The organism is Vibrio pomeroyi (assembly GCF_024347595.1).
In the GTDB taxonomy this organism is placed as follows: Bacteria; Pseudomonadota; Gammaproteobacteria; order Enterobacterales; family Vibrionaceae; genus Vibrio; species Vibrio pomeroyi.
On sequence record NZ_AP025506.1, the window covers coordinates 953,402 to 978,584 of the forward strand.

Below are 25,183 nucleotides of genomic sequence, written 5' to 3' on the forward strand. Positions count from 1 at the left end.
AATGGCGGCTTATGCTGTCTTGATACCAGAAACTTTATCGCTAGCAGGGGCTTCTTCGATGCAAATCGCGATGTCTTTTACTTCGTAAATACGCAGGCCATCTTTGCTCAGGTTTGCGTCGCCAACGATGATGCGTTTGCCGTCTTCGTCTTTAATCGCAGTGATGTGTACATCCAGAGACATCTGTTTGTTCAGAGGGTTAATCTGACCACGGTATTTCCATTTCACTTCAGACTGGATTTGACCGAACTTCGGATTACGGAAGCCTGCGCCAAGATCTTTGTTTAACGCATAGGTTTGCATTAGCTCAATGATCGCTTCAACACCTAGAGAACCTGGCATTACTGGATCTTGATGGAAGTGGAACTGGAAGAACCAATCGCTTGGGTCAATCGTGCGCTCAGCGTATAGGTAGCCAAGGCCGTCTTTACCACCGTCGCTAGTGATCTGCACGGTATCGATAAAGTTCAAACGACCGCCAGCCAATTTGTAGTGCTCTTGTACCTCACAAGTAGATGAGACAGGTGCATTGAAGTAACGCGTCGTTTTGTCTAGCAGGTTAATGTTTACATCCGGCGTGCGGTTGTTATCAACGTGCCAAGGGTGAGTCACCTTACCGTTGTCTAACCCCAGTTGGTCTTTCAGTGCAGCACCTTTGAAGTAACCAAATACCGCTGTACCTTGGTAGAAAGGCACGCCATCTGTGCTCAGTTCGAAGCTAAAGCTCTGTACGATGTTAGTGCCCATCATTACGGTTGAAAGCAGGCGAGAATCGTTGGTGATCGTTTTGCCACGTAAGTCGACGTTACGCAGCATTTTGCCGCTGCCATCTAGGTTGCGGAAAAACAGTTCTTCACCTGGGAAGCCCAGAGTGGTGCCCATGTAGCCAGAGATGAAGCCGTTTGGCTGCAGTGAAATCTCCATCAATACCGAGTAAGGCATCAAGGTATGGTGGCTGTTTTCATCAAAATACCATGCATTTTCTGGCACTTCGTATTCAGCGATACACGATGAAGGTTTCTTGAAGTCACCACGCTTGCCGTCGATTTCAACGACACGAGTGGTTAATTGCAGATCGCCACACGGAGTACGTGGTGGAATCATTCCACGGTAGATAGAGAAGTCAGGACCGAAACATTTTTCGATATCGCCAGTTGCGAATTCGAACATGTGGTATGGCGTAAATGGAACCGTATCAGGTGTGCGGTTCGGGTAATCAGGCGTTACCGGAGCTTCAACGTGTTGAAGAGGAATCACACCTTTATTTGGTGCAGTTTTCAGGTCTTCAATTTGCGCCATCAGTGGTGCATTCGCTGAAGCCTGTTGGTTGACTGCTGGTGTATGGCCCAAGTTTTTGATAACAGGGGTCGCAACAGCTGTTTCTAAAGAAGGCAGGTAACGAGTACATTCGTCGTCTTCTTTGATCATCACACCCAAGTTTTGGAAATCAACAATCACTTTGCCGTTGAGCAAAATATCGATGTTAGCTTTCGCGTATGGGCGAGGGCTTAGACCAATCTCTGTTACTTCCATGCGGTAAGTCAGTTCTGCCGATTGTGGTAGAACTTGACCACGACAGCGTACTTGTTGAGGCGCATTTTCAAGCGGTTGGAAACGACCATTTTGAACAAGCGTGTGCATGCCAAGGTGCATCATGAAGAATTGCAGCAGTTGACCACAACCTTCTGCCATCAAAGAACCAGCCATTACTGAGTCATCTTTGAAGTGACAAGGGAAGTACCAGTGCTCAGGCTCTAGCTGCTTGTGACCTTCAATCAGACCAAGCCCCCATGTGCCGCCTTGCGGTTCAACACGGCTGACCTTTTCGATCATCATGAACTTCTCTGAGCTGAAGCATAGAGAAGGCTGGTGGCGATCAGATTGGTGAGTTGGGCCAAAGCACTCTGCGATGTTGGCAGTCAGTAGGTGACGCAGTTCTTGGTGGTTAAACTGGGTTTTAGGGCAGTGCAGCATAGGGTCGAAGCGTTGCTTAGTCGCAAGCTTACGAGCCTTGATTTCATCTTCAGTGTGAATCACACCTTTGCCGTCTGCTAGCTCTTCATCAGTGAAGAAACCTGCACAGCCGTTATCCATTTTCAGGATCATCCTGTCGCCAACGAAACATTCGTAAGAGAAGAAGAACAGCAGGGTGTCGCCATTGCGAGCAAAGCTATTGATTGAGATATCGTAACGCAGCGTATCGCCACCACGAGGCAAGTCGCCAAGGAAGGTCAGCGTACAATCAAGTAGGCGATAAACACGCTCACCTTTGTTTTCGAAATCAATGCCTAAGTAGCTGATCAGCATTAGGTCACACTGACCAGATTCAACTGCAACAGCCCAAGGGATCTGACCATCTACAAGATACGGCGCATCAACAGGGATGTCGTATTCTGTGGTCATGGTGCTTGGCTTGTACTCGTTAACGGTCGCGTCGAGCTTAGTAACGCGAGATACCAATAGGTAATCAGTGGTTGGCAAGCGAACGCGGCGCGAGTAGCTATCGATGATCGCGTAGTCAGGGCCAAACACGTTCGCAATATCACCTTCCGCGTACTCAACCAGATCATCGAAATCCCAAATGCATGGCTTACGGATAGGTTTTACTGGTGCAGGCGTCGCAAGCACGTTGACTGGCACTGACTGAACCTGAGCAGGTTGAGCTTGCACAGGCTGACTAATCGTTTGCTGAGCAGTTGTTTGTTGACCATTCGTTTGTTGAGAAACGGCTGAGCTATCTAAGCCAGACGTAACGGCGTTTAGCTGTGCTTTCAATAGAGCATCGGCAATCTGCAGGCCTTGTGCACGTGTTTGTAAAAAGGCTTTGTGAACTTGCTGCGCCGCCTGCTGGTTTTGAGCAAAGGCTTGGCTGTGTGGTGTTACAGATGGCTGTGATACTGCATCCGTATTAGCGTCGATATTTGATACGCCATTTTTAGCGGATAGGACATGAGTCATATTGCTGTGGTTACCTGTTAGCTGACTGTGACGAGTTGGCGCCAGAGTAGGGGATACTGATGTAGGAGTTTCGATAGCTGGCTCTAGCGCGTTCTGCGCTAATGCTTTCTTCTCTAACTCTTTTTGCGCAAGGGCTGCTTGAATGCTTGTTGTCGTTGGAACCGGCGCCACTCTTGCTGCTTGTTTACCAGAAGCTTTCTGTTGAATATGCGCTAGGTTAGCGATTGGTGTCTCTGCGATGTGTTGATAAATATCGCGACCACCGAGAGTCACTTGTTTAACCAATTGACGCTTAGCATCACTTGCCAGTTCACTGCTTAAGCGAACAGAAAGTGATTGAGATTCAACACTCGATTGGCTTAGTAGCAGCTGTGAACATTGTCCTTCGCTGATGTTGGCAACAATCGCGCTCTTAGAGCTGATATTTGGATTTAGAGACTCAAGGTTCAGGTTGAGCAGACCGTGTAGCAGGCTTGCCATACCAGAAGCAGCAGAGCAATGACCCACACGTTGACTTGCTTGAGTCGTCTTTGTGTACCCTAAACTTAGAGACGAAAACTGATGAGATGAAGATTCTGGTGCATTGTTAAGCTCAAGCAGAGAAACATCGTTCGAGCTCATACCGACTTGAGTCAGTAATTCATCGGTAACGGCGTTGTTACGCTCACTTGATCCAAAGGCCAGCGCGTTGATGCTGCCGTAAACCGTATCTTGGTTGCTTGTTACTCGACTCTCTTCAACAAGAACAATCGCACCTGCGCCTTCGCCTACATTCCAACTGCCGTCTTGCGGTTGTCCGAATTTTGGAGCAAGTGACACAGGGCTCACACTGTTCTTCAGAATCACATGTTCTGCACTGCCACTAAGGTCAACGGCTGCAATTACCACGGCATCCATTGATTCTTGCGACATGAGGTTTTGCGCGACATCGATACAACGAGCAACCGACTGTTCAGCGGCTGAAATCGTAAAGGCAGGACCGTTAAAGTCCCACAGTGAAGAGATACGCGAAGCCATGATGTTACCAATGAAACTGGTGTATTGGTTCAGCTTGGCTGCGTCCATCACACTGTCCATCGCAATGGCTTCTAGCGATTGGTATTCGTCTTGTGTCAACTCAATCCCCATGTTGGCAAAGCTGTCAGCCAATTGGCTATGCAGGTTTACACGTCCACGGAATTGGTGCATCTCAAGCTCAGTTTCCATCGCTACCAGTACTGCAACCTTTTGGCCTGCTACAAGCTTGGCATCTTTGATGGCTTCGTCTGCAATTTTCATCAGTAGTAACTGCTGAGAGATCAAACGGTCATCTTCATTAGGCGGCACTTTAAAGCGTAGGAAGTCGAGATCGAATTGATCGATGTAAGCCCCGTTTGGAATGCCGTGTAAACCAAACTGATTCAGAAGTTCTGGATGTTGGTCTAAGCCTTTCCAGCGTTTTTTAGGTAAAGCAATGAAAGCATCGTTGTTGGTTTCAATCGCAGTGCTCAGCGCGTTGATGCTTTGCAGGGAACCGAAATGCGATGCGAGGCCAGTAATGCTTAAATTAGGCGATTGTAGGCTTGGAGACGCTGACTCTAGAGTCTGATTTGCATGACTGGTGTCTGAATACGCTTCAAGTAGTAAGTGAGCGTTACAACCACCGAAACCAAATACAGACACGCCTGCACAGCGCTCTTGGTTACCCGCTTTACTTGGCCAAGGTTGCACCTGCGTTGGTAGCGTCTGAGAGCCAAATAAACCTTTTGGTGAAGACAATGGCTTGTCCAAGTTAATACTTGGCGGAAGCACGCCTTCCTTCATCGCGAAGATCATCTTCATGATCCCTGGCATACCTGCTGCAGTCAGTAAGTGACCGAGATTTGACTTGGCAGAGCCAATCAATGGCGGATTAGAACCATTCAATTTCTCAGCAAAGAAACGCTCCATTGAGGTTAACTCAACCTTGTCACCTAATGGTGTGCCGGTTGCGTGACACTCAATCACTTCGATGCTGTCTGGGGTTAGGTTTGATGCCTCGTAAGCGCGTTCAAAGGCTTGTACTTGTCCTTTGCTGTTTGGACTTAATACGAACTGGCCACGGCCATCGTTCGATAAGCCAATGCCGCTGACGACTGCGTAGATGTTGTCGCCATCACGCTCTGCATCAGCTAAACGTTTTAGCACTAAAACACCAGCACCTTCACCAGCAAACAAGCCTTTACTGTTGCTATCAAACGGAACCGAAACACCGTGGTCTGGGTAAGCGTGGAAGATTGAGAAACCCATATTGATGAAGAATGGGTCTGCACCGGATACCGCGCCCGCCAACATCATATCGGCTTTGCCCGTGTTCAAGTAATCACACGCTAACTTTAATGAATACACTGAACTTGCACATGCCGCATCTAGGCTAAGTTGGACGTTGCCTAGACCCAATGCATCAGCCACTAACTTAGAGGCGTTGTGTGCTGCTGCACCGTTGATCGGATTGAGGTCATGAGCCGTTTCATTGGTTGGTAGCAGTGAAAACTGATCATTAGCCAATTTAGCTTGTAGTGCTTTCTCGACCACCGAATGATACATCGGCAGAAACAAGTCGTTTGAGCGTGTAGTTGGGAACGAAAGGGCACCCATGATCACGCCTGTACGCTCTAAAACATCGGCATTCAAATCAATGCCGGCGTCGACTAACGCCTTGCGACTGGTATCTAACGCCCAAAGGAAACTCTGGTCGACGCCTTTGAATGATTCCGCGGTTAAGCGGTAGCCATTGCTATCGAAATTGAAGTTTTCGATGTAGCCGCCTTTATCACAGTAAAAGCGGTCCGACTCACCTTGCACGCCCTGATAGCTCTCAGGTTTAGCACCTAATTTTTCAGCGCTTAATGTGGTTCGAGAATCTTTTTTGCTTAGCAAGTTTTGCCAAAAATCTTTTGGCGTATCAGCTTCTGGGTATTGGTTGGCAATACCGACAATCGCGATCTTATTGCACTTCACTTGCTGCTTAGTCTTGGCTTGAGCCTGATATTGAGAACTCATACTAGCTCTCCTTGATGATTCACTGCGCTGCCTTGAGACACACCACTTAATTGCTTAGCGGCGGTGATCTGTTGTTCTAGCCCTTGAATAAGTGGCTCGACAGACAGTGGGATTTGATGAGTAATGAGCTGACCAATGCACTTGATGAGCGTGACAACATCGTTACCACCCTTGGCATTGGAAGCGATTGAGCAGTATTGGTCTGCTACGTTGTCGCTGCGGTTGATCTTGTCGATCAATGTGCTGGTTTGACGATCGGCACCCACTTCAACAAACAGGCGAGCACCTTGCTGACGTGCACTCTGGATCAACGCGGTGAAATCCAGCGTTGAACAGAAGGTGTCGGCAATTGAAAGGGCGATGCTGTCGCTGTCGATATTGATTGGTGCACCAGTCGGTAGACCTGCTGCGCTGATAAAGCGGATATGCTTTGGTAACTCGTCGAACAGTGGTTGCGTGTAAAACTTTCGCACTTGGTTATGCTGACTTAGCGCTGGTGTGGTGTGCATTGCGGTAACACGGTTCGCGGCAATGCCACGTTTACCCAGTTTTTTGAGCAGAGCACGACAAGTGTTTTCACAACCAGCCAGTACGCAGGTGTCACCTTGGATGATAGCGAGATAAGCGCGTGGGAACTCTGGTAATAGAGCTTCAATCGCTTGTGCATCACTGCGAACCACAAAGCTATTCCATTGGATGCTTTCGTCGCCGTTCAGCTTCCAATCTTGACGCACTGCGGTGAGCTCGCCAGAAATAGCCGTGGTGAAGATAGGGCTAGTTTGAGTCATCTCAATCAGCGCATGTGGGTTCTTCCAAACATTTAAGCTCGCCCACATGGAAGCTTCACCCTTGGAGTAACCTAAAGCGAAGTCTGGCTGCACTTTGAACTCATCACATAGCAGTTGTGTTAACAGATAACTACTGCCGACACCTGCAATTGCTAATTCACTAAGCGACATTTCTTGCGAGTCTTCAGCGTAGGTTTTGTCAGCCTGCAGCATTTCTTTCAGGTTACCTTCGCGCTCTAAACGAGCAAATAACTGTGGGAAATGGTGGTGAAATTCACGCAACATACCGGGATAAACCGTGCCAACACCTGGGTAAACAAATGCAACGCCACCTTTGCTTTGAGGCTTCGGTGAGAAACAACTGCCCGCTGGAGTCTTGTATTGGCTATTGTCTGCCATTATTTTTGGCAACGCATTTTCTAGCGCTGTGATCTCTTGTATTGCAGCCTCAATTGAAGCTGCTTGAATCACGATGTTCGCGCCAAGGTCAGCATTGTGCTGAACACTTTGGAAGTGGCTTAGGTTTGAATGCATCAAGTTGGCGATAGCAAGTTCGCTGTCCGCTGAATCATTAATGCATTTTAGCTCTTCTCTCAACGAGGCTAGCTGAGAAACTAATTTAGCTTTGTCATTGCCAGAAACCACAAACATCAAACGTTCGCTCGATAGCAAGGGCTTTGGTTCTTGCAAACCGGTAGCTTGAGTCAGTATCAGGCTGGTGGCGTTTTGGCTATCGTCATTGAAAGTTAACGCAGCAACACGTGCTTTGTTCGGCTCAGTGAACCAGTAATTATTAGCTAATGAATGGCTCGGCAATGAACGACTCGATATCGCATTAACCATATTCAACAATTCATCAAACTGCTGCGAAGCAGAGAGTGCTGAGTATTGCTGTTGATGGCTTAGATCTGTCGCGGGGCGGCGTGCAATATCCAGAGCAAGCTGAACGCTATCTTCGATAGTTGCATCTGCAAAACTCGCTAGATAAGCGTGTGGATGAATCTTGTTTTGAGCAGCGGTCAGTGCACTCAACATCACCAATGATGGAGCGAGAGAATCCAAACAAAGCTTAACAGCACTACCTTGATTGATTGCCTCAATCGCTTGAGTAAGCGCTTGATTAAAACTGCCATCAACCACAACAGTCATCATCTCAGGAAGCGAAGGTGATAAGTCGGCAGAAAGCTCAGCCGCATTTGCTGGCTGAGCTAAAAGAGCGATGCGCAATGGCATCGCTTTATTAGTAGGAACAGTCACTATGACAATTGCTCCTTTTCTGTTTTCATGTCCGCTTTAGGCTTACTCGCTACTGCTGAGCTAGACTTCGCCAAAAATGCGTCGTTTAAGCTCTTGCTGATGGTGACTTTTGCACCTTTCATTACCGCACTTAAGCGACCATCCTGGTGGTAAAGCGAGATATCAGCTTGCAGTGAACGAGTCGTGCTTTTTATCACGTTCAGTTCTAGCCAGCCTTGGTCACCATTGTGCATCGGTGCGTAACAAATAAACTCACCGATGGCAGACGGTAGGCTTGCCGCGCCGTATTTTAATCGAGCCCATACCAACATGGCTTGCAGTAAATAATCTTCTGCAAATGGTTGGCTATCGCCAAAGCCTTGCTTCGGAATAAATGATCCGCAGTCGCTGTTTTCGATCTGAGGTAGCTGGCATTGAGCCAATAAACCTAAGTCGTCAAAGCGTTCGACTGAGGTAATACCTTGCAATCTTGGTCCATGAAACAGAGTGCCGTCACTGTATAGAGCTTGTGCCGTTGTTACAGGTGTTGAAGTTCTGGCTTCAAAGCGTTTTACTGACGCTTGTTGAACATCTTCAGACATTTGCACTGAGGCAACTTGCAACTGAGCTTGATACTGTGGTCGCCCTTGGCAACTGATCACTGCTTTTAGCTGATCTTTTGATTTAGCGTCAGAAGAAAGAACCAGTTTCAGCTCTTGCACTTCATCAGTATCAAAAATCACACCCTTAAGCAGTTTGTAGTTGTGAACGCTAACGTTCACCCCTAACAGTTGCTCTGCGATTTCACGCATCCATTGGATGGCACACACTGTCGGTAACACTGGGTTACCGGCAATGCAGTGATCTTGAATGAAAGGCAATGCCTTCGGGTCAAGACGACGTGTCACAGTGATGCTTGTATTCAGCGGACTCTTTGCAAGATGCACAGACTCCGCATTAAGCTTTTTTACAGCAGCTTCCTTGTTGTCAGAACCTTGCATGCTCGTACCAACCAGCAATTGAATGCCAGTTTCGTTCAGTAGCTGAGAACTAAATAGCTTTGCACCCGCCTGAAGAGGAATCACGTACACACCGCGCTCTGTAAACATACGTTTCAGTGCTGCGTTGACCATGCCGCCGTCCCACGGTCCCCAGTTGAAGCTCATCACTTTCGCTTGAGGGTTACGAGCAGACAGTTGTAGAGCCGCTTTATTTAGGATCTCGTTAGACATTGAGTAGTCACTTTGGCCAGTGTTTCCGTAGAAACCCGCCGCCGAAGAGAACATCGCAATCAGTTTTAGCTTGCTGCTATCAAGACCACCAAGAACCGCTTCTAATCCACCCACTTTGGTGCCGTAAACCATGTTCAGTTCATCAAGCGTTTTGTCTTGAATATGCTTGTCAGCCAGTACGCCTGCACCGTGGATTAAACCTGTGATGCCTTCGAAATTCGCCAGCGTTTTCGCTACTGACTCATGGTTCGAAACATCTAGGCTTAGGTATTCAGCGCTCGCGCCAATCTCATTGAAAGCGGCAAGTGCTGCGTTGATTTCAAGGCTGCTCAATACCGGCTTTAGCAAGGCATCAACTTTTTTCGGCGTTGGCTTGTCACCTGTTGCTTGTAGGTGAGCGATAGCCGCTGGTTTTAGCTCTTTCTCTTGCTTGCCTTGTGCCCACTGAGGTTGCTCAGCTGAAGTAATATGCTTACTACGACCTGCAAGAATGAAGTGAGACTTACATTGCTTAGCAAGCGTCAGTGCACATTCAAACGTCACGCCTTTAGCGCCACCCGTTACGAGAACTTTGTCACTCTTGGTGAGTTGAGCGCCTGTGTTTTTGGTTTGTGCTGCACCTGGTGCTGCAGCGATCAATGTTGCACGACCAGAATCACCGTTTTCTGCATGGCTAAGGCCGATTTCAACCGTGTTGGTATCGATATCGAACAGTTCGCCTGTGATAGCTTCAGCTAGGTGACGAGCATCAATAGAAGCGTCAGCATCCAATGCACGGCAGAACACGTTTGACCATTCATGGCTCAGTGTCTTAGTGAGACCGGACAACGCGGCTTGGTTAAGTTCTGCATTCGCTAATTGCTTAGTATCTAGGTAACCAAAGCCACCATCGATACGGCTTAGCGTGAAGAACACGCTGCGACCTGAAACGGCATTCAGCTGACCATTTAGGTGCTTAGCGAATAAGAACGCTGTCGTCAGTGAAGCTCTTGAGTCTGCATTCAAGTTAACCGCTTGCTCGTTGCTTTGTTTCGCATCAACGATAGCTTGTAAATGAATGAAGCCAGCAATCACTTTGTTTGACGTTTTAAGGTCTGCTTCGATGTCGTTAATCACAGCTGTCACACCAGTATCATCGATACTGTTGAGTGTGTAGCTTGCGATTTCACTGTTTAAAGGTGACGCGGCAGAAAGAGCACTGCGCACTACAGCAACTTGGATGCCGTTAGCGGTCAACTTTTCTGCTAGAACACCGGCGTTGTGACCATCATCTGTGATCACGACACAAGCGTCTTTTGAGAAACAATCGACGAGTTTATCTGCCGCTGGTAGCTTTTTTAGCGCCACCTCATTGTGTGGAGGAAGTTCCGCTGTCGCTGTTTCTGCGATAGGCGTTACTGATTCAGCTTTAGCGGTCGCTACAGGTGCAGCAGCGGAAAGCTTGCTTTGCATGTAGGTAACGATTTCACCAAGCGTACGACACTCAGCTAAGTCTTCAGGGTTTAGCTCTGGCAGCGTTGGTAGCTGGTCTTGAACCGTACCTAGAATCTCAACACGTTTGATTGAGTCGATACCAAGGTCTGCTTCCATGTCCATTGCTAGATCGAGCATTTCTGCTGGGTAACCTGTTTTGTCAGCAACCACTTCCATCATTGTTGATTGAACATGAGCAGGGTTTAGGTCGTTGCTCGCGCTTTCTACAGCGGTTGCTGTTGCTTCTGGAGCAGGTTCAGCATTAGTGCCTAGCTTGCTGTTCATGTAGTCAACGATTTCACCCAGAGTACGACACTCAGCTAGGTCTTCAGGATTTAGCTCGGGCAATGTTGGTAGCTGGTCTTGAACCGTACCAAGGATCTCAACACGTTTGATTGAGTCGATGCCAAGGTCAGCTTCCATGTCCATTGCTAGGTCTAGCATTTCTGTTGGGTAGCCCGTTTTATCAGCCACTACGCTCAACATTGTGCTTTGAACTTGTTCTGCGTTTAAACCGTTTGATACTGCTTGCGCTGGTTCAGATGCTTGAGTTGCTACTGGAGCAGAAGCCGGAAGCTTACTGTTCATGTAGTCGACTATCTCGCCTAGAGTACGACACTCAGCAAGGTCTTCAGGGTTTAGCTCTGGAAGAGTCGGTAGCTCGTCTTGAACCGTACCTAGGATTTCAACACGCTTGATTGAGTCGATACCAAGATCAGCTTCCATATCCATTGCTAGGTCTAGCATTTCAGTCGGGTAGCCCGTCTTCTCTGCTACCACTTCTAACATGGTTTTCTGGACTGTTTCTGAATCCAAACCGCTAGCAGCATCTAGTCCGTTGTTAGACGTTACCGGAGCAACTACTTCCGTTTGTGCTGCAACTGGTGCAGACGCTGGAAGCTTGCTGTTCATGTAGGCAACAATTTCACCTAGAGTGCGACACTCAGCTAAGTCTTCAGGGTTTAGCTCTGGAAGAGTAGGCAGTTCATCTTGAACTGTACCAAGAATTTCAACACGCTTGATTGAGTCGATACCAAGGTCTGCTTCCATATCCATTTCTAGATCAAGCATTTCCGTTGGGTAACCTGTCTTCTCAGCAACCACTTCTAGCATGGTTTGTTGAACGACTTTTGCATCAAGACCATTAGCTACAGCAACTGCTTGAACTGGTGCAGCTTCATTAGTTGAAACTCCAAAAGGCATCTTGCTGTTCATGTAGGTAACGATTTCACCAAGAGTACGACACTCAGCTAAATCTTCAGGGTTCAGCTCAGGTAGGTTTGGCATCTCGTCTTGAACGGTACCAAGGATCTCTACGCGCTTGATTGAGTCGATACCAAGATCTGCTTCCATGTCCATTTCTAGATCAAGCATCTCCGTTGGGTAACCCGTTTTCTCAGCGACCACTTCCAGCATCACTTTTTCAGCATCTGCTGATTGTACTGCTACTGGTGCAGCCACAGGAGCCGCTTGCGCTTTAACTGGCACAGGTTGAGCTGCAACAGGCGCTGCGGCTTGAGCCGCTACTTGTGGTGCAGGAGCGGTTTTCTGTACTGGAGCTTTCTGAGCTGTTGTATTTTGAACCGGCGCAGCTTGAACAGACTGAGCTTGAACAGGAGTCGCTTGTACTTGAGCAACAGACTGTTGAACAATAGCTGCTGGAGTAGTTGGGGCTTGAATCGCTGGTTGAGCATTTACTGGCGCAACGAAGGTTGGTTGTGCGGTTTGCACTGAACCTTGCGTCAGCATATTAAGTGCTGAGTTGTTGCTGTGCGCTTGCATCTCTAGGTAATGAGCGTGAGCTTTTAGCGTTTCAGCTTGGTGCTGGTGGAACATCTCCATAGAACGCTGTAGGTTCTCAGGAATGGCTACGCCCGCTGTTGCCATTTTCGCTTGCTCAGACATTAGGGTGTTGAACGTGTCACCGTATTGCTGAGGAATCGCCAAGAATTGCTGATGTACTTCTGCTGCTTGTTGTTGAGCATTGAAGAACGATTGCAGTGAAGATTCATCAACCGCTACTTGAGCTGTTGGCTGACTAGTCGCTGGGGCTGTTTGAACCACTTGTGATTGCGGAGCTGCTGCTGCTACTTGTGCACTTGGTGCTGGAGTAACTGACTGTTGTGCATTTGAAGCTTGAGGAGCAGCCACAGGTACTTCAACGATTTCTGTTTTAATCACTTCTTTTTCCACGATTTTCTCGACTTCAACTTTCACTTCAACAATCTCAGTCTTCTCGGTGACGTTGCCCGAAGCCAATGATTGATCCATCTTCTTACGAGTAGCTGGGCTGATGTAGTTGGTTGCATTCAGCTTGATGTTCATTGGTGATGCCTTTGCAGGTTCAGCAATGTCAGCTTGGTAAGGGTCAATGTTGTCTAATGAAACACCCGCTATACACAGTTGAACCGCAGCTAAACGAAGCTGTTGGTCACTGTCGCCTTTAGGGCTTGGATTGATGCTGATTGCGTACAGTTCTTCGTTCTTATCAGCCAATGTTTTTTCAACCAGCTTCTGAAGAATGTTTTTAGGACCGAACTCTACGAATACACGAGCGCCTGCTTCATACATCGCTTCAATTTGCTCGCTGAAACGAACCGATTGCAGCATGTGTTGCTTGAACGCTTTCTTGATCGCTTTCGCGTCTTTGCTGTGCAGTTTGCCCGTTGCGTTTGAGTAAAGCGGTAGCGTAGGAGCGCTGAATGAAGCTTTATCAATTGCAGCAGCAAATGGTTTTTGAGCGTGAGCAACAAGCGGTGTGTGGAAAGCGCCAGAAACTGGCAGAGCAATCGCTTTGAAGCCTTGTTCAGTTAGCGCTTGTGCTGCTTGTTGAACCGTCGCTGTTGGGCCAGCAATAACCAGTTGAGTTGGAGCGTTGTAGTTGGCAATGCTCACACCTTCGAATTGGCTGATGCAACTTTCAACGGCTGGAAGCTTGTCTGCGTCTAGGATGACCGCAAACATAGTACCGCTATCGCCTTGTTCAGGTGTTGCAGCCATCGCATCACCACGAGCGAAAGCTAGCTGGTAGTAATCGTCTTGCGAGATAACACCCGATGCACATAGTGCACTTAACTCACCAAAACTGTGGCCTGCGACCATGTCTGCTTTGAAGCCAGCTTGAGTCATGATGTCAAACTGACCCATAGACACAGTACCAATCGCACTTTGCGCATTGGCCGTGTTGGTTAGTAACGCTTCTTGAGCTTTGGTTGCTTCTGGTGTGAAAGTTGGAATTGGGAACAGAATTTGCGATAAGGCCGTCTTCTTGTGCTGACCAAATACTTGATCCGCTTGAGCAAGCTGTTGGCGCATTTCTGGGTAATGACAAGCAAGCTCGCGACCCATGTTGAGGTATTGCGAACCTTGACCTGCAAATAGTGCCGCGACTTTAGCTGCACCGTTTTCAGCAATCAGTGCTGACTCACGGTAGCTAGTACCGTTCGGCATCTGCCAATGTGTTTTGGTTTGGCTCTCAAGCATAGAAATCGCTTGAGCCAGTTGCGCTTGAAGGTCTGCTTGGTCAGTCACGACTAAACCAAGACGAGCATGCTGAGCGTCTACTTCGCGCAGAGCGTGCTGCTCAGCAAGTGCTTCCAGTTTGAACGCAGCATCGGCAACTTGAGTCGAAACCTGTTTTAGCTCGTTGATCAGTGCTTGGCGAGATTCTGCGCTGAATAATAGAGTTTGCGGCACTTGGCGCTGACGGTATTTGTCACCGCGAGCGTGCTCTGGCCTGTACTCTTCTAATACAACGTGGAAGTTAGTGCCACCAAAACCGAATGAGCTGATACCTGCACGGCGCGGTGTGCCGTCGACACGCTGCATCCAAGGGCGCGTTTGTGTGTTTAGGTAGAACGGTGAGTTCTCGATGTCCAGTTTAGGATTCGGGCTCGACACGTTGATCGTTGGCGGAAGTACTTTATGGTGCAATGCCAATGCGGCTTTGATCAAACCAGCAGTACCCGCAGTTGATTTTGTGTGACCAATTTGAGATTTCACAGAGCCTAACGCAATGTGTTGCTTCTCTTCGTTGTTCTCACTGAATACCGAGTTTAGGCCACCAAATTCAGCCACATCACCCGCTGCAGTACCGGTGCCGTGCGCTTCTAGTAAGCCAAGCGTGTGCGGTGCAAAGCCAGCATCATCGTAAGCGCGTTTTAGTGCTTTTGCTTGTCCTTCAGGGCGAGGCGCGTAGATACTCTTGAACTTACCGTCCGAAGAAGAACCGACACCTTTAATCACTGAGTAAATTCTGTCGCCATCGCGCTCTGCATCTTCAAGACGCTTAAGAGCAACCATGCCGATACCTTCACCAATCATCATGCCTTTTGAGTCGATGTCGAAAGGTTGAATGGTTTCATTAGTGGTGAATGCTGGTGTTTTAGAGAAGCTCATGTACATGGTTGGCGAGTTATCAGTACACACACCACCAGTGATCATCATTTCACTGCGGCCTTCAACCAGTTCACTTAGAGCCATGCGCATTGCAGCTAGAGAACCTGCACAAGCGGCGTCTACTACACAGTTGATGCCACCAAGGTCAAAGCGGTTAGCTATACGACCTGAAATTACGTTACCCAATGAACCAGGGAATGAGTTCTCTTCCCAGTGGATGTATTGGTCTTGGAATTTTTTGATCAGCATTTCGCTGTCTTCGTCGTTGATGCCACTGCTCTTGAAGACTTTTTTCAAAACAGGGTATTGCAGACGAGCATTCAAGCTTTGAGCGATCTTCTGACCACCACCAACACCGAGCGTAATACCGATCTTGTCGCGATCGTAACCTTCTGGAAGTTTGGCATCTTCAAGTACTTCTTTTGCCACAATCAGAGAAAGCAGCTGTGACGTATCAGTCAGTTCTAGGATATTTGGCGGAAGGCCGAACTCCATTGGGTTGAAGTCGACTTCAGGGATGAAACCGCCGCGCTTACAGTAAGACTTGTCTGGCGTCGTACGATCTGAATCGTAGTAATCTTCTGGACGCCAGTGCGTATCAGGCACTTCGGTAATTGCATCGATCTTTTCGCTGATCAAATCCCAGAACTTGTTTAAGTAGCGAGAGTTCGCAAACATGCTTGCCATACCAACGATAGCAATAGGCATGTCTTTAAGACGTTTATTAAGTCGAGTGTCGTCGACTGATTCCGGTGTATTTTTTTCGGGTTGGCTCATTATGAGTCTCCACTTGAAATCACTGAGGGCGATGTCGTGTTTTGAGGCTGCGCTTTTAATTGAATCGAAAATAAATCTGAAACAGATTTGGGCAAACGCAGCTGAAGAGTAAGGCTGCCGAAAATTGGCCACCTGACTGAAATAGGGAGTGCGAAGTTCATTGACTTGCAGACGTTGAGAACGTGTTTCATGCGTGAAGGGGGTATTCGAATGTGAGGGTAATGTCCATTTAAATCCTGTCCAAAGTACTGCTTAACGGAAAGCAGTTATCCGCAATGAAAACGTGTGAATTTGTTTAATGGTTGAGCAGGCTACCCGAGGTGAGTTGCCGATACAATGCTCCCAGAGGCCACTATGATCTGTTCAGACCAGATGAAATTTGTGTGTTTTTGAATTTTGTATTTTTAATGTAATTAACTTATTGATAATTAATGGGTATGACTTGTTTTTTAGTGTTTATACTCTATATTTTGACTTGGTGAGATCTATGTCAGATTTTTGTAAGTAACATTTAATAGATGCCTGTTCTGTAAGGCTAAGTGTGATCTGTGTTTTAATTTGTTATTATTTGAAAAATTAGTTTTAAGTCCGCATATGAAGGGTGTTTCCTGCCCAAATTCTCTATGTTTATCTCAAAACATAGGTGAGTTAAATTTGTTCGTTTTGATGTTTTATTGATGGCTTTATGAAGAGTGATTTTTAATAAGTGAGTGCTAGAAAGATGGAAACACCAGTCGTTGATTTGTGGCTTTGTTCTCTAAGCGATTTGGATGAAGATACTGATCATGTGTCGCGCCTTAAACAGAAACTGACCGACGATGAAGTCGCCAAGGTGGAGCGTTATCGAATGCCTTCATCTCAGATCCAAGCGCTCTATGTTCGTAACTACTTACGAGAGGTTCTGTCGATCTACTCTGATTTGACGGCTGAAGAGTGGCGGTTTGAGTATGGTGAAAAAGGAAAACCAAGCTTGATTGCAGAGCAGCAACACAAAACCGGACTGAATTTCAATATTAGCCACAGCCAAGATCATTTACTGATTGCTGTCTGCCAAACGAAAGGGCAATCACTACAGCTTGGGGTGGATATTGAACATGCAAGAAGTTCGACCAACATCGCGGCGATAATGAAGCATTACTTTTCGGAGTTTGAGATTAACGACTTACTCGAGCTGGATGAGGTATCTCAAAGAGAACGTTTTTTTGATTTGTGGGCACTGAAAGAGTCGTACATCAAAGCGACAGGAAAGGGATTGGCCACATCATTGAAAAGTTTTTCGTTCGACTTTTCCAATCTTACTCAACAAACACTGCCAGTTCATTCGTCGGGTTTACCACCAGAGTTACATGGCGAAATCATTGTAAACTACGGAGTTGGGTTGGATGTTACTGAACAAGGCGATGTTTCAACAGATTGGCAATGCAGTTTAGGAAGGTTGAATAACCAGTTTCGATTTGCCGTGACGCATGGTGGTGCAACGCTTCCTATGCAATTAGAGATGAAGTGCTTTCCCAAATCGAAGCTACTTGGCTGAGTTTACGCTCGTTACACTAGAACCTTGAGCTTCTAATCTGGAACAAGGCCTACTGTCAACTAATCGCACTTTCAGCCACTCCCGCTCTCAGCCACTAACAATCTTAGTTAACTCGTTTCGCCAAGCATCGCTTTTAATACTTCAGCGGGTACAGGCTGAAGTTGTTTGTCTTTATCTAGGCAAACCATCTCGATATCACCAATCACGGCAGGTTTGGTCGCATCTTTACGCCATACCTCTTGTCGCCATAAGGTTTTGTATTTGCCATCGAGTTCAAAAGAGGTTCGGATATCGCAGATCTCTGCGAATTCGACCCCGTCTTGAAAGGTCATATTAGCTTTATACACCGCAAACCCCAGTCCATGCTCATTCCATAATGTCGCCAGTTTATCGCTGCCCAACACATGCTCGCGCGCACGCTCAAAGTATTTAAGAAAGTTAGGGTGATAAACCACACCTGAGTGATCGGTATCTTCGTAGTAAATCTGTACTGGGTGATGGTAGATCTGACTCATGGGTAACAACTCTTGGTAAGTAGTGGATCAGTAAATCTGACTAAGTTGTGCAGCACTCTACAGGATAGGTTGAAATTACTTCAAGGCATCATCGTGAAAGGGGCTTTTGGTCAGACCTCATTTATCACTGATGCTTTGGTCAACTCCCACCCATTTATAAATATTCTATGTGTCATTTTCCACCCATTAAATTTTGCAAAGAGTGGACGACTCATGTTGGCAACTATGATGAAGCCTTGTGGTTAAAGGCTTGTTAATGTTTTGTATCAATATGGCGCGCTAATTGCCTTAGTGAAAGCACGCAGTTCCCATTGAAGGGCTGCTTTGTTTACTAAGGAGAATAATAATGTTTAAGCCTCTTACCCTGCTGTCTGTATCTGCTCTAGCGCTCACAAGTTTTAATGCTGCTGCAAACTGTGACCCTGGTGAAATCGTGATTAAATTCAGTCACGTAACCAATACTGATAAGCACCCGAAAGGCATTGCCGCTTCTCTACTAGAAGAGCGAGTAAACACTGAAATGAATGGTAAAGCTTGTATGCAAGTTTTCCCTAACTCGACGCTTTACGATGATAATAAGGTACTGGAAGCCCTGTTAAATGGTGATGTTCAAATGGCGGCACCTTCGCTGTCTAAATTTGAGAAGTTCACTAAGAAATACCGCATTTTTGACCTTCCGTTCCTATTTGAAGATGTAGACGCCGTTGACCGTTTCCAAAACTCAGAATCTGGTGAAAAACTGAAGAATGCAATGAAACGTCGTGGCCTACAGGGTCTAGCGTTTTGGCACAATGGCATGAAACAGATGTCGGCGAACAAACCTCTTATCAACCCTGAAGATGCGGAAGGTTTGAAATTCCGTGTTCAAGCATCAGATGTATTGGTCGCTCAGTTTGAACAGCTTGGCGCTAACCCGCAGAAGATGTCTTTCAAAGAAGTATACGGTGGCCTGCAAACTAAGGTTATCGATGGCCAAGAAAACACATGGTCAAACATCTACGGTAAGAAGTTCTTTGAAGTACAAGACGGCGTGACTGAAACCAATCACGGCATCTTGGATTACCTAGTTGTAACCTCGAACGACTTCTGGAAAGACCTACCTGAAGATGTACGCACGCAGCTTGGCACTATCGTTCAAGAAGTGTCTGAGACGCGTAACGCGGAATCTTCAAAAGTTAACCTAGCGAACAAAAACAACATCATCGAAGCTGGTGGTGAGGTTCGTACGTTGACGCCAGAACAGCGTCAAGCTTGGGTAACGGCACTTCAACCAGTATGGAAGAAGTTTGAAAAAGACATCGGTTCAGATCTTATCGATGCAGCATTAGCTTCAAACCAATAACACCGCTATAGGGTAGCGGCTCCCTACCGCTGCCCTTTATTAAAACAATTATAAGCGGAGTCAATTATGGAAAAGCCTCAAATGGAACAACCAAATTCTAGCGAATCAGCACTGGAACCCTCTCTTTTTTCCAAAGTCGGAAGAGTTACGGATGCGATTGAAGAGTCATTAATCGCATTTTTCCTTGGCGCAATGACGCTACTTACTTTTGCCAATGTGGTATTTCGATACGCATTCAATGACAACATTTTATGGGCATTGGAACTGACGGTATTCATGTTTGCATGGATGGTGTTGGTCGGCGCATCTTACGGTGTTAAAAAACACTTCCATATTGGTGTTGATGTCATCATCAACCTTGCCCCTGAAAAGCTACGCAAAGTGTATGCGTTAATCGCGGTGACCAGTTGTCTAGCATTTTCAATCTTACTTCTTATCGGCTCTTGGAATTATTGGTACCCATTCGCGACCGATCGCGCATGGTACGAGACCGATGATATTCCAATGCCAGAGATGCTTCAGTTTCTTGCTGACTGGCTGAATGAAGGTGAGCGATACGAGAAACTGCCACGCTTTATCCCTTATATGGCGCTGCCGATTGGTATGGCAATGCTTACGTTCCGTTTTGCTCAAGTTGCTTACCAAGTAGTAACAGGCAAACTCGATCGCATGATTGCTGGGCACGAAGCCGAAGAAGAGCTGGATGCATTGAAAGCGGACGTGCTAGCGGGTTCTGATGAAGACGCGACAGCGGTATTGGATTCGACGAAGCCAAACAAGGCGAGTGAGTCGGATACAAAACCTAACGGTAAGGAAGACTAATCATGGCAATGTTATTTCTATTTTTGATGGTAATTGCGTTCATGCTAGTGGGTGTACCAATTGCTATTTCACTGGGTTTATCCAGTATCATATTTCTTCTCATGCACTCAGATGCCTCTCTTGCTTCTGTTGCTCAAACTTTGTTTAACGCGTTTGCTGGTCATTACACATTATTAGCGATTCCATTCTTCATTTTAGCGTCGAGCTTTATGTCTACTGGTGGTGTGGCAAAACGTATTATTCGCTTTGCAATCGCAATGGTAGGTTGGTTCCGAGGTGGCTTGGCGATGGCGTCAGTTGTGGCATGTATGATGTTTGCAGCGCTGTCTGGTTCGTCTCCGGCAACGGTAGTTGCAATCGGTAGTATTGTTATCGCGGGTATGATCAAGAACGGCTACTCAAAAGAGTTCGCTGCAGGGGTTATCTGTAACGCGGGTACTTTGGGCATCTTGATTCCACCTTCAATTGTGATGGTGGTATACGCAGCGGCGACCGATGTATCTGTTGGTCGTATGTTCCTTGGTGGTGTTATTCCTGGCCTGTTGGCGGGCGTGATGCTGATGATTGCTATCTACATTGCGGCGCGTATTAAGAAGATTCCTGCACAGCCATTTGTGGGTTGGGGCGAGATGTTCGCAGCCGCGAAAGATGCGAGCTGGGGCTTGTTACTGATTGTCATCATTTTGGGTGGTATCTACGGCGGTATCTTTACTCCGACAGAAGCGGCGGCTGTTGCAGCGGTGTACGCGTTCTTTATTGCCAACTTCATCTATAAAGATATGGGCCCATTTGCGGATAAGAACAACACCAAGCCAGCGCTGGTTAAAGTGTTCCAAACCTTCTTCCATAAAGACACCAAAGATACGCTTTACGACGCGGGCAAGCTGACGATCATGTTGCTGTTTATCATTGCCAACGCATTGATTCTTAAGCACGTACTGACGGAAGAACGTATTCCTCAAATGATCACAGAATCTATGCTTTCTGCAGGCTTAGGTCCGATTACCTTCTTGATTGTAGTGAACGTACTACTCTTGATTGGTGGGCAGTTCATGGAGCCATCAGGCTTGCTGATCATTGTTGCGCCGTTGGTATTCCCAATCGCTATTGCACTAGGTATCGACCCAATTCACCTTGGTATCATGATGGTGGTGAACATGGAGATAGGGATGATAACCCCGCCAGTTGGGCTCAATTTGTTTGTGACTGCAGGGGTCGCGAAAATGTCGATGATGAACGTGGTCAAAGCGGCACTGCCTTGGGTGGGCGTGATGTTCTTGTTCTTGATTATCGTAACCTACGTGCCTTGGGTTTCTACATGGTTACCAACTACCTTGATGGGGCCGGAAATCATAACTAAGTAGTTATTCCACGTAGCTAATCCAAGTAGCTATTTGCTCCAAGTAGTTATTTGAGCCATTCACTGGCATGGAATTTAATCCATAAAAAATGAGGAGGTCGCTAGACCTCCTCATCTATATGTCTACCTCGTTTAGCCTGAGGATTGATCTGCTCGTATAATGCTCTTTTCGCTTCCAATTCCGGCGTATTTAAATCGACATGCTGATCAGTATAGTAAATGCCATCTATCTCAAAAGTATCAGTAATCGATGGTACTCTCGTTTTCTCACCCATAACCACTTCCTTATTATATTTATTGCATAACATCCTGTTATTGAAATAAGTATAGGTGATCTTGCTCCCAAATCTAATTTAGTTTGGTTCTACCTTATAAGATTCTTTCGTGAGCTGGTGTTTTTGCATCTTATCGTAGAGGGTTTTCCTTGGTAATTGCAGCCTCTCCATGGTCTCTTTTATGCTGCCATTACATTCAATAAGTGCTTGCTTCAGCGTGTTTTTTTCAAAGTCAGATACCAGTTCTGCTAAGGACAGTTCTTGAGACGTTTCACTGATGCTGTCTGATAAGTGAGAAAGCTTACCTAATAGCACAAAACGCTCTGCTGTATTACGTAATTCTCGAACATTTCCCGGCCAATCATGAGCTAGAAGCGCATGCAGCTCTTTTTGAGGAAGTGCCGGGGCTGTCTTGCCATAGCGAGCCGCCGCCACCAATAGGAAGTGGTGGAAAAGGGCAGGGATGTCTTCTTGTCGACTTCTTAGTGGGGGTAAGTCTAGGGTGACGACATTGAGTCGGTAGTAAAGGTCTTGGCGGAAGGTGCCTTCTTCAGCCGCTTTCTTTAAGTCGACTTTGGTTGCCGCAATTACGCGGATATCTAAGGGGACTAACCCGTTCGAGCCTACTCTTTCGATGACGCGCTCTTGTAGTACACGCAGCAAACGAATTTGTGCCTGCATCGGCATGGATTCGATTTCATCTAAAAATAAGGTTCCGCCCTGAGCAAATTCGAACTTACCAACACGCTTACTCTCTGCACCAGTAAACGCGCCTTTCTCGTGGCCATAGAGTTCACTTTCAATCAGGTTCTCAGGCACCGCGCCGCAGTTGACCGCGACAAAGTTTTGCTCTCGACGGCCGCTTTGTTCATGCAGAGAGCGCGCAACTAACTCTTTACCTGTACCTGTTTCACCAAACAGCAAGATATCTGCATTGGTGTCGGCAACATGGGTGATGATGGAACGTAACTCGGTCATGGATTGTGTGTCACCAATGATTCTCGGACCGAGTGCTTTGCTGGCTTTGAGTGAACGCTTGAGTTCGAGGTTTTCTAAGGTCAGTTGACGCTTTTCAATGGCGCGTCTGGTGGTTTCGATAAGGCGTTCATTGGCAAATGGCTTTTCAATGAAATCATAGGCGCCATCTTGAATCGCTTGCACCGCCATCGAGATGTCACCATGACCAGTGATCATGATGACGGGAATCTCTTTGTCTTTATGCATGATTGTGTTGAGCAGGTCGTGCCCCGAGATACCCGGCAAGCAGATATCAGTGATGATCACGTGAGGCAATCCACTCTCTTGAATCGCGAGCAGGGCCGATTCCGCATCGGGAAAGAATTCGGCATCAATATCGGCGAGCTCGAAGCTCTGTTCAATCGCCATTCTTAGGTCAGATTCATCATCAATGAAGTAGACGTGACACATAGTTATTCCTTTACTCTTTTATACTGATTATCGCTGAGTTTGTTTATTAGGCAGTATTTGAACGGACTCATCTCAGTCTGTTATTTTTGCTTCGTGTACTGGGTTTTATTCTTTTTGTCTTTGCTGTCTTTGCTCTTGTTCTTACGGTTGCTCAATAACGGGTAATTCAATGCTAAATCGAGCACCGCCTTGTGGGCTGGTTCCTGTCGTGAGTTTGCCGTTAATCCCGCTGATTATCTGTTGAGAGATTGATAGCCCTAATCCAAGACCGTTTTTCTTAGTCGTATGGAAGGGTTCGAAAAAGTTTCCGCTCGAAGAGGAAGTAAAGCCGGGGCCGTTATCATCGACGTGGATCAGTAGCGTGTTGGCTTCATCCGTTTCTTTAACTTCTAACAGGATAGCTAACTGCTTGTCGTCTTGGCCTTCCATCGCCTGAACTGCGTTGGTTAACAGGTTAATAATGACTTGTTCGAGCTGGATGGCATTAGCGAGCACGCATGCGTCAAAGGTTTCAGGTAGTTCATTAGTCTTAACTCGTTCACTCTTGAGTTGTGGCTTCATCAACTCCCGAGATGAATGCAATACAGGGAGGATCTGTAATATGTGCAGCTCTTCCGCGGTCGACTTTTTAGCAAAGGAGCGAAGCTGGTGACTAATTTTCGCCATGCGGTCGGTAAGGGCTGAAATACGCGATAAGTTGTCATCAACACGATCGGTTTTCTCTTTGGCGAGAAACAATCGGCCATTGTCAGCATAACTACGAATCGCTGCGAGTGGATTATTCAATTCATGACTAATACTTGCTGACATTTGGCCTAATACCGCCAATTTTGCCGCTTGGATGAGCTCGTCTTGGGTGTGTCTGAGTACGCGCTCGGTTTCGATGCGTTGCTTGATCTCAACGTGTAGCTCAGAGGTTCTTTCGAGAACTTGAAACTCTAGTTTCTGGTTAGCCTCTGACTGTAGCCTATCGATCTGAGCGCGTCGGTGTTGACGGTGCAGATTAAGTTGGATGACCAGATAAATAATTGCAAAGACCAAACTCAGTACCACCATATAGGCGACCAAGTCCCACCAGACCAAGTGGGTGGGAGAGAAGACCCTGACCGTTAATCCAGGATCAGGTAGAAAGCGTGAAGAGGTGAAAAACTTCTCTTTAACTAACGGGTGCGAGGAGCGAATACTGCTGGTGGCACTTTCTAGGTCGCCAGAGAAATGCAGGCTTTCAATTTGAGTATCGAGGTATTGTTGATTTTCTCGAATACGAGTTTGCTGTGCAGCATCCAGAGGTTGAAGACTCTTGAATAGCCACTCGGGGTTGCTCGACATGAAAATAATCTGGTCTTTATCATCAGCGACAAAAAAGCTCTGTTTGCCTTGCCAGCTCGCTTCAATCAAAGACAAATCCATTTTTACCACAATTACACCAATGATTTCAGCGGCATAGGAAACAGGGTAAGAATAATAGTAACCGCGCTTGCCCGAGGTTGAGCCCAAGGCAAAGTACTGTTTTTCATGCCCTTGAATGGCTTGTTGATAATAGGGACGAAACGCAAAATTACGCCCGACAAATGAGTGTTTTAGGTTCCAGTTACTGGCTGCGATAGTGGTGCCGATGCTATCCAATAAATAGGTGTCGGATGCCTGAATTACTGTGTTGACGTGCTCTAGATAGCGGTTGGTGAGTTCTATCTGGGCAGAATTGCTTGGTGAGTGTAGGGCATCGATCAGCTCTTTATCTTTTGAAAGCAGCTCTGGGATGTGGGCGAACTTGTCCAATTGGCTGGCAACGTGGACGGAAAAGCGGTCTAAGTTAGATTGATGATCATTTAACAAACTTTGATGGCTTGTGTTCCATACCCAGTGGCCGCCAACGATCATCAGCAAGCTGTAGGTGACCAACAACAGGATACGAATTCTCAAAGCTTGAAACATGGTGGTTCTCCGCTAAATCGGGCTAACAATACAAAGCCTGCTTTCTCTCATTCATCACAGTAATTAGCGGTAGTTTTTACTGAAAATAG

The 25,183-nt window shown here is 46.8% G+C and carries 11 protein-coding genes; 4 read left to right on the forward strand and 7 right to left on the reverse strand.

Going from position 1 to position 25,183, the window contains the following annotated elements; genetic code table 11:
- Positions 1–9 precede the first annotated feature (9 nt).
- Genes OCV12_RS04300 through OCV12_RS04310 form a run of 3 tightly spaced genes read right to left on the reverse strand, consistent with a single transcriptional unit; the run spans position 10 to position 15,883 of the window.
- Positions 10–5,979, reverse strand: a complete 5,970-nt coding sequence (locus OCV12_RS04300; protein WP_261885423.1) for a beta-ketoacyl synthase N-terminal-like domain-containing protein — start codon at positions 5,977–5,979, stop codon at positions 10–12.
- Positions 5,976–8,024: a PfaB family protein gene (locus OCV12_RS04305; protein WP_261885424.1), complete on the reverse strand. Its 2,049-nt coding sequence runs from the start codon at positions 8,022–8,024 to the stop codon at positions 5,976–5,978. The genes OCV12_RS04300 and OCV12_RS04305 overlap by 4 nt, the downstream gene beginning before the upstream one ends.
- Complete coding sequence (locus OCV12_RS04310; protein WP_261885425.1) at positions 8,024–15,883, reverse strand: type I polyketide synthase; 7,860 nt, start codon at positions 15,881–15,883, stop codon at positions 8,024–8,026. The genes OCV12_RS04305 and OCV12_RS04310 overlap by 1 nt, the downstream gene beginning before the upstream one ends.
- Positions 15,884–16,604: 721 nt before the next feature.
- On the opposite strand from OCV12_RS04310, the gene OCV12_RS04315 reads away from it, so the two are divergent.
- On the forward strand, positions 16,605–17,417 hold the full coding sequence (locus OCV12_RS04315) for a 4'-phosphopantetheinyl transferase family protein (RefSeq protein WP_261885426.1): 813 nt from the start codon (positions 16,605–16,607) through the stop codon (positions 17,415–17,417).
- Positions 17,418–17,524: 107 nt separating this feature from the next.
- Here OCV12_RS04315 and OCV12_RS04320 read toward each other — a convergent pair whose 3' ends face one another.
- Positions 17,525–17,932, reverse strand: coding sequence for a thioesterase family protein (locus tag OCV12_RS04320; RefSeq protein WP_009847292.1), 408 nt, complete (start codon positions 17,930–17,932; stop codon positions 17,525–17,527).
- Positions 17,933–18,278: 346 nt separating this feature from the next.
- On the opposite strand from OCV12_RS04320, the gene OCV12_RS04325 reads away from it, so the two are divergent.
- The 3 genes from OCV12_RS04325 to OCV12_RS04335 all read left to right on the forward strand — a co-directional run bounded on the left by OCV12_RS04325 (position 18,279) and on the right by OCV12_RS04335 (position 21,460).
- Positions 18,279–19,274, forward strand: coding sequence for a TRAP transporter substrate-binding protein (locus OCV12_RS04325; RefSeq protein WP_010439482.1), 996 nt, complete (start codon positions 18,279–18,281; stop codon positions 19,272–19,274).
- Between the two features lie 66 nt (positions 19,275–19,340).
- Positions 19,341–20,096, forward strand: coding sequence for a TRAP transporter small permease (locus OCV12_RS04330; RefSeq protein ID WP_261885427.1), 756 nt, complete (start codon positions 19,341–19,343; stop codon positions 20,094–20,096).
- Between the two features lie 2 nt (positions 20,097–20,098).
- Entirely contained in the window at positions 20,099–21,460 is a 1,362-nt protein-coding gene (locus OCV12_RS04335; RefSeq protein ID WP_193841697.1) for a TRAP transporter large permease, read from the forward strand.
- A gap of 97 nt (positions 21,461–21,557) precedes the next feature.
- On the opposite strand, the gene OCV12_RS04340 is transcribed toward OCV12_RS04335, so the two are convergent.
- The 3 genes from OCV12_RS04340 to OCV12_RS04350 form a co-directional block, all read right to left on the reverse strand.
- Positions 21,558–21,731 (reverse strand): hypothetical protein, encoded by a 174-nt coding sequence (locus OCV12_RS04340; protein WP_165905190.1) that lies wholly within the window; start codon positions 21,729–21,731, stop codon positions 21,558–21,560.
- Between the two features lie 78 nt (positions 21,732–21,809).
- Complete coding sequence (locus OCV12_RS04345; RefSeq protein ID WP_261885428.1) at positions 21,810–23,159, reverse strand: sigma-54-dependent transcriptional regulator; 1,350 nt, start codon at positions 23,157–23,159, stop codon at positions 21,810–21,812.
- Between the two features lie 141 nt (positions 23,160–23,300).
- Positions 23,301–25,094 carry a sensor histidine kinase gene (locus OCV12_RS04350; protein ID WP_261885429.1) on the reverse strand — a complete coding sequence of 598 codons (1,794 nt, stop codon included), beginning with the start codon at positions 25,092–25,094 and terminating at the stop codon, positions 23,301–23,303.
- Positions 25,095–25,183 lie beyond the last annotated feature (89 nt).

Excerpts from the sequence above, each read along its gene's own strand:
- OCV12_RS04330 (WP_261885427.1), top strand. The coding sequence starts at position 19,341 with ATGGAAAAGCCTCAAATGGAACAACCAAATTCTAGCGAATCAGCACTG.
- OCV12_RS04310 (WP_261885425.1), bottom strand. The coding sequence starts at position 15,883 with ATGAGCCAACCCGAAAAAAATACACCGGAATCAGTCGACGACACTCGA.
- OCV12_RS04340 (WP_165905190.1), bottom strand. The coding sequence starts at position 21,731 with ATGGGTGAGAAAACGAGAGTACCATCGATTACTGATACTTTTGAGATA.
- OCV12_RS04325 (WP_010439482.1), top strand. The coding sequence starts at position 18,279 with ATGTTTAAGCCTCTTACCCTGCTGTCTGTATCTGCTCTAGCGCTCACA.
- OCV12_RS04345 (WP_261885428.1), bottom strand. The coding sequence starts at position 23,159 with ATGTGTCACGTCTACTTCATTGATGATGAATCTGACCTAAGAATGGCG.
- OCV12_RS04315 (WP_261885426.1), top strand. The coding sequence starts at position 16,605 with ATGGAAACACCAGTCGTTGATTTGTGGCTTTGTTCTCTAAGCGATTTG.
- OCV12_RS04335 (WP_193841697.1), top strand. The coding sequence starts at position 20,099 with ATGGCAATGTTATTTCTATTTTTGATGGTAATTGCGTTCATGCTAGTG.
- OCV12_RS04320 (WP_009847292.1), bottom strand. The coding sequence starts at position 17,932 with ATGAGTCAGATCTACCATCACCCAGTACAGATTTACTACGAAGATACC.
- OCV12_RS04300 (WP_261885423.1), bottom strand. The coding sequence starts at position 5,979 with ATGAGTTCTCAATATCAGGCTCAAGCCAAGACTAAGCAGCAAGTGAAG.
- OCV12_RS04350 (WP_261885429.1), bottom strand. The coding sequence starts at position 25,094 with ATGTTTCAAGCTTTGAGAATTCGTATCCTGTTGTTGGTCACCTACAGC.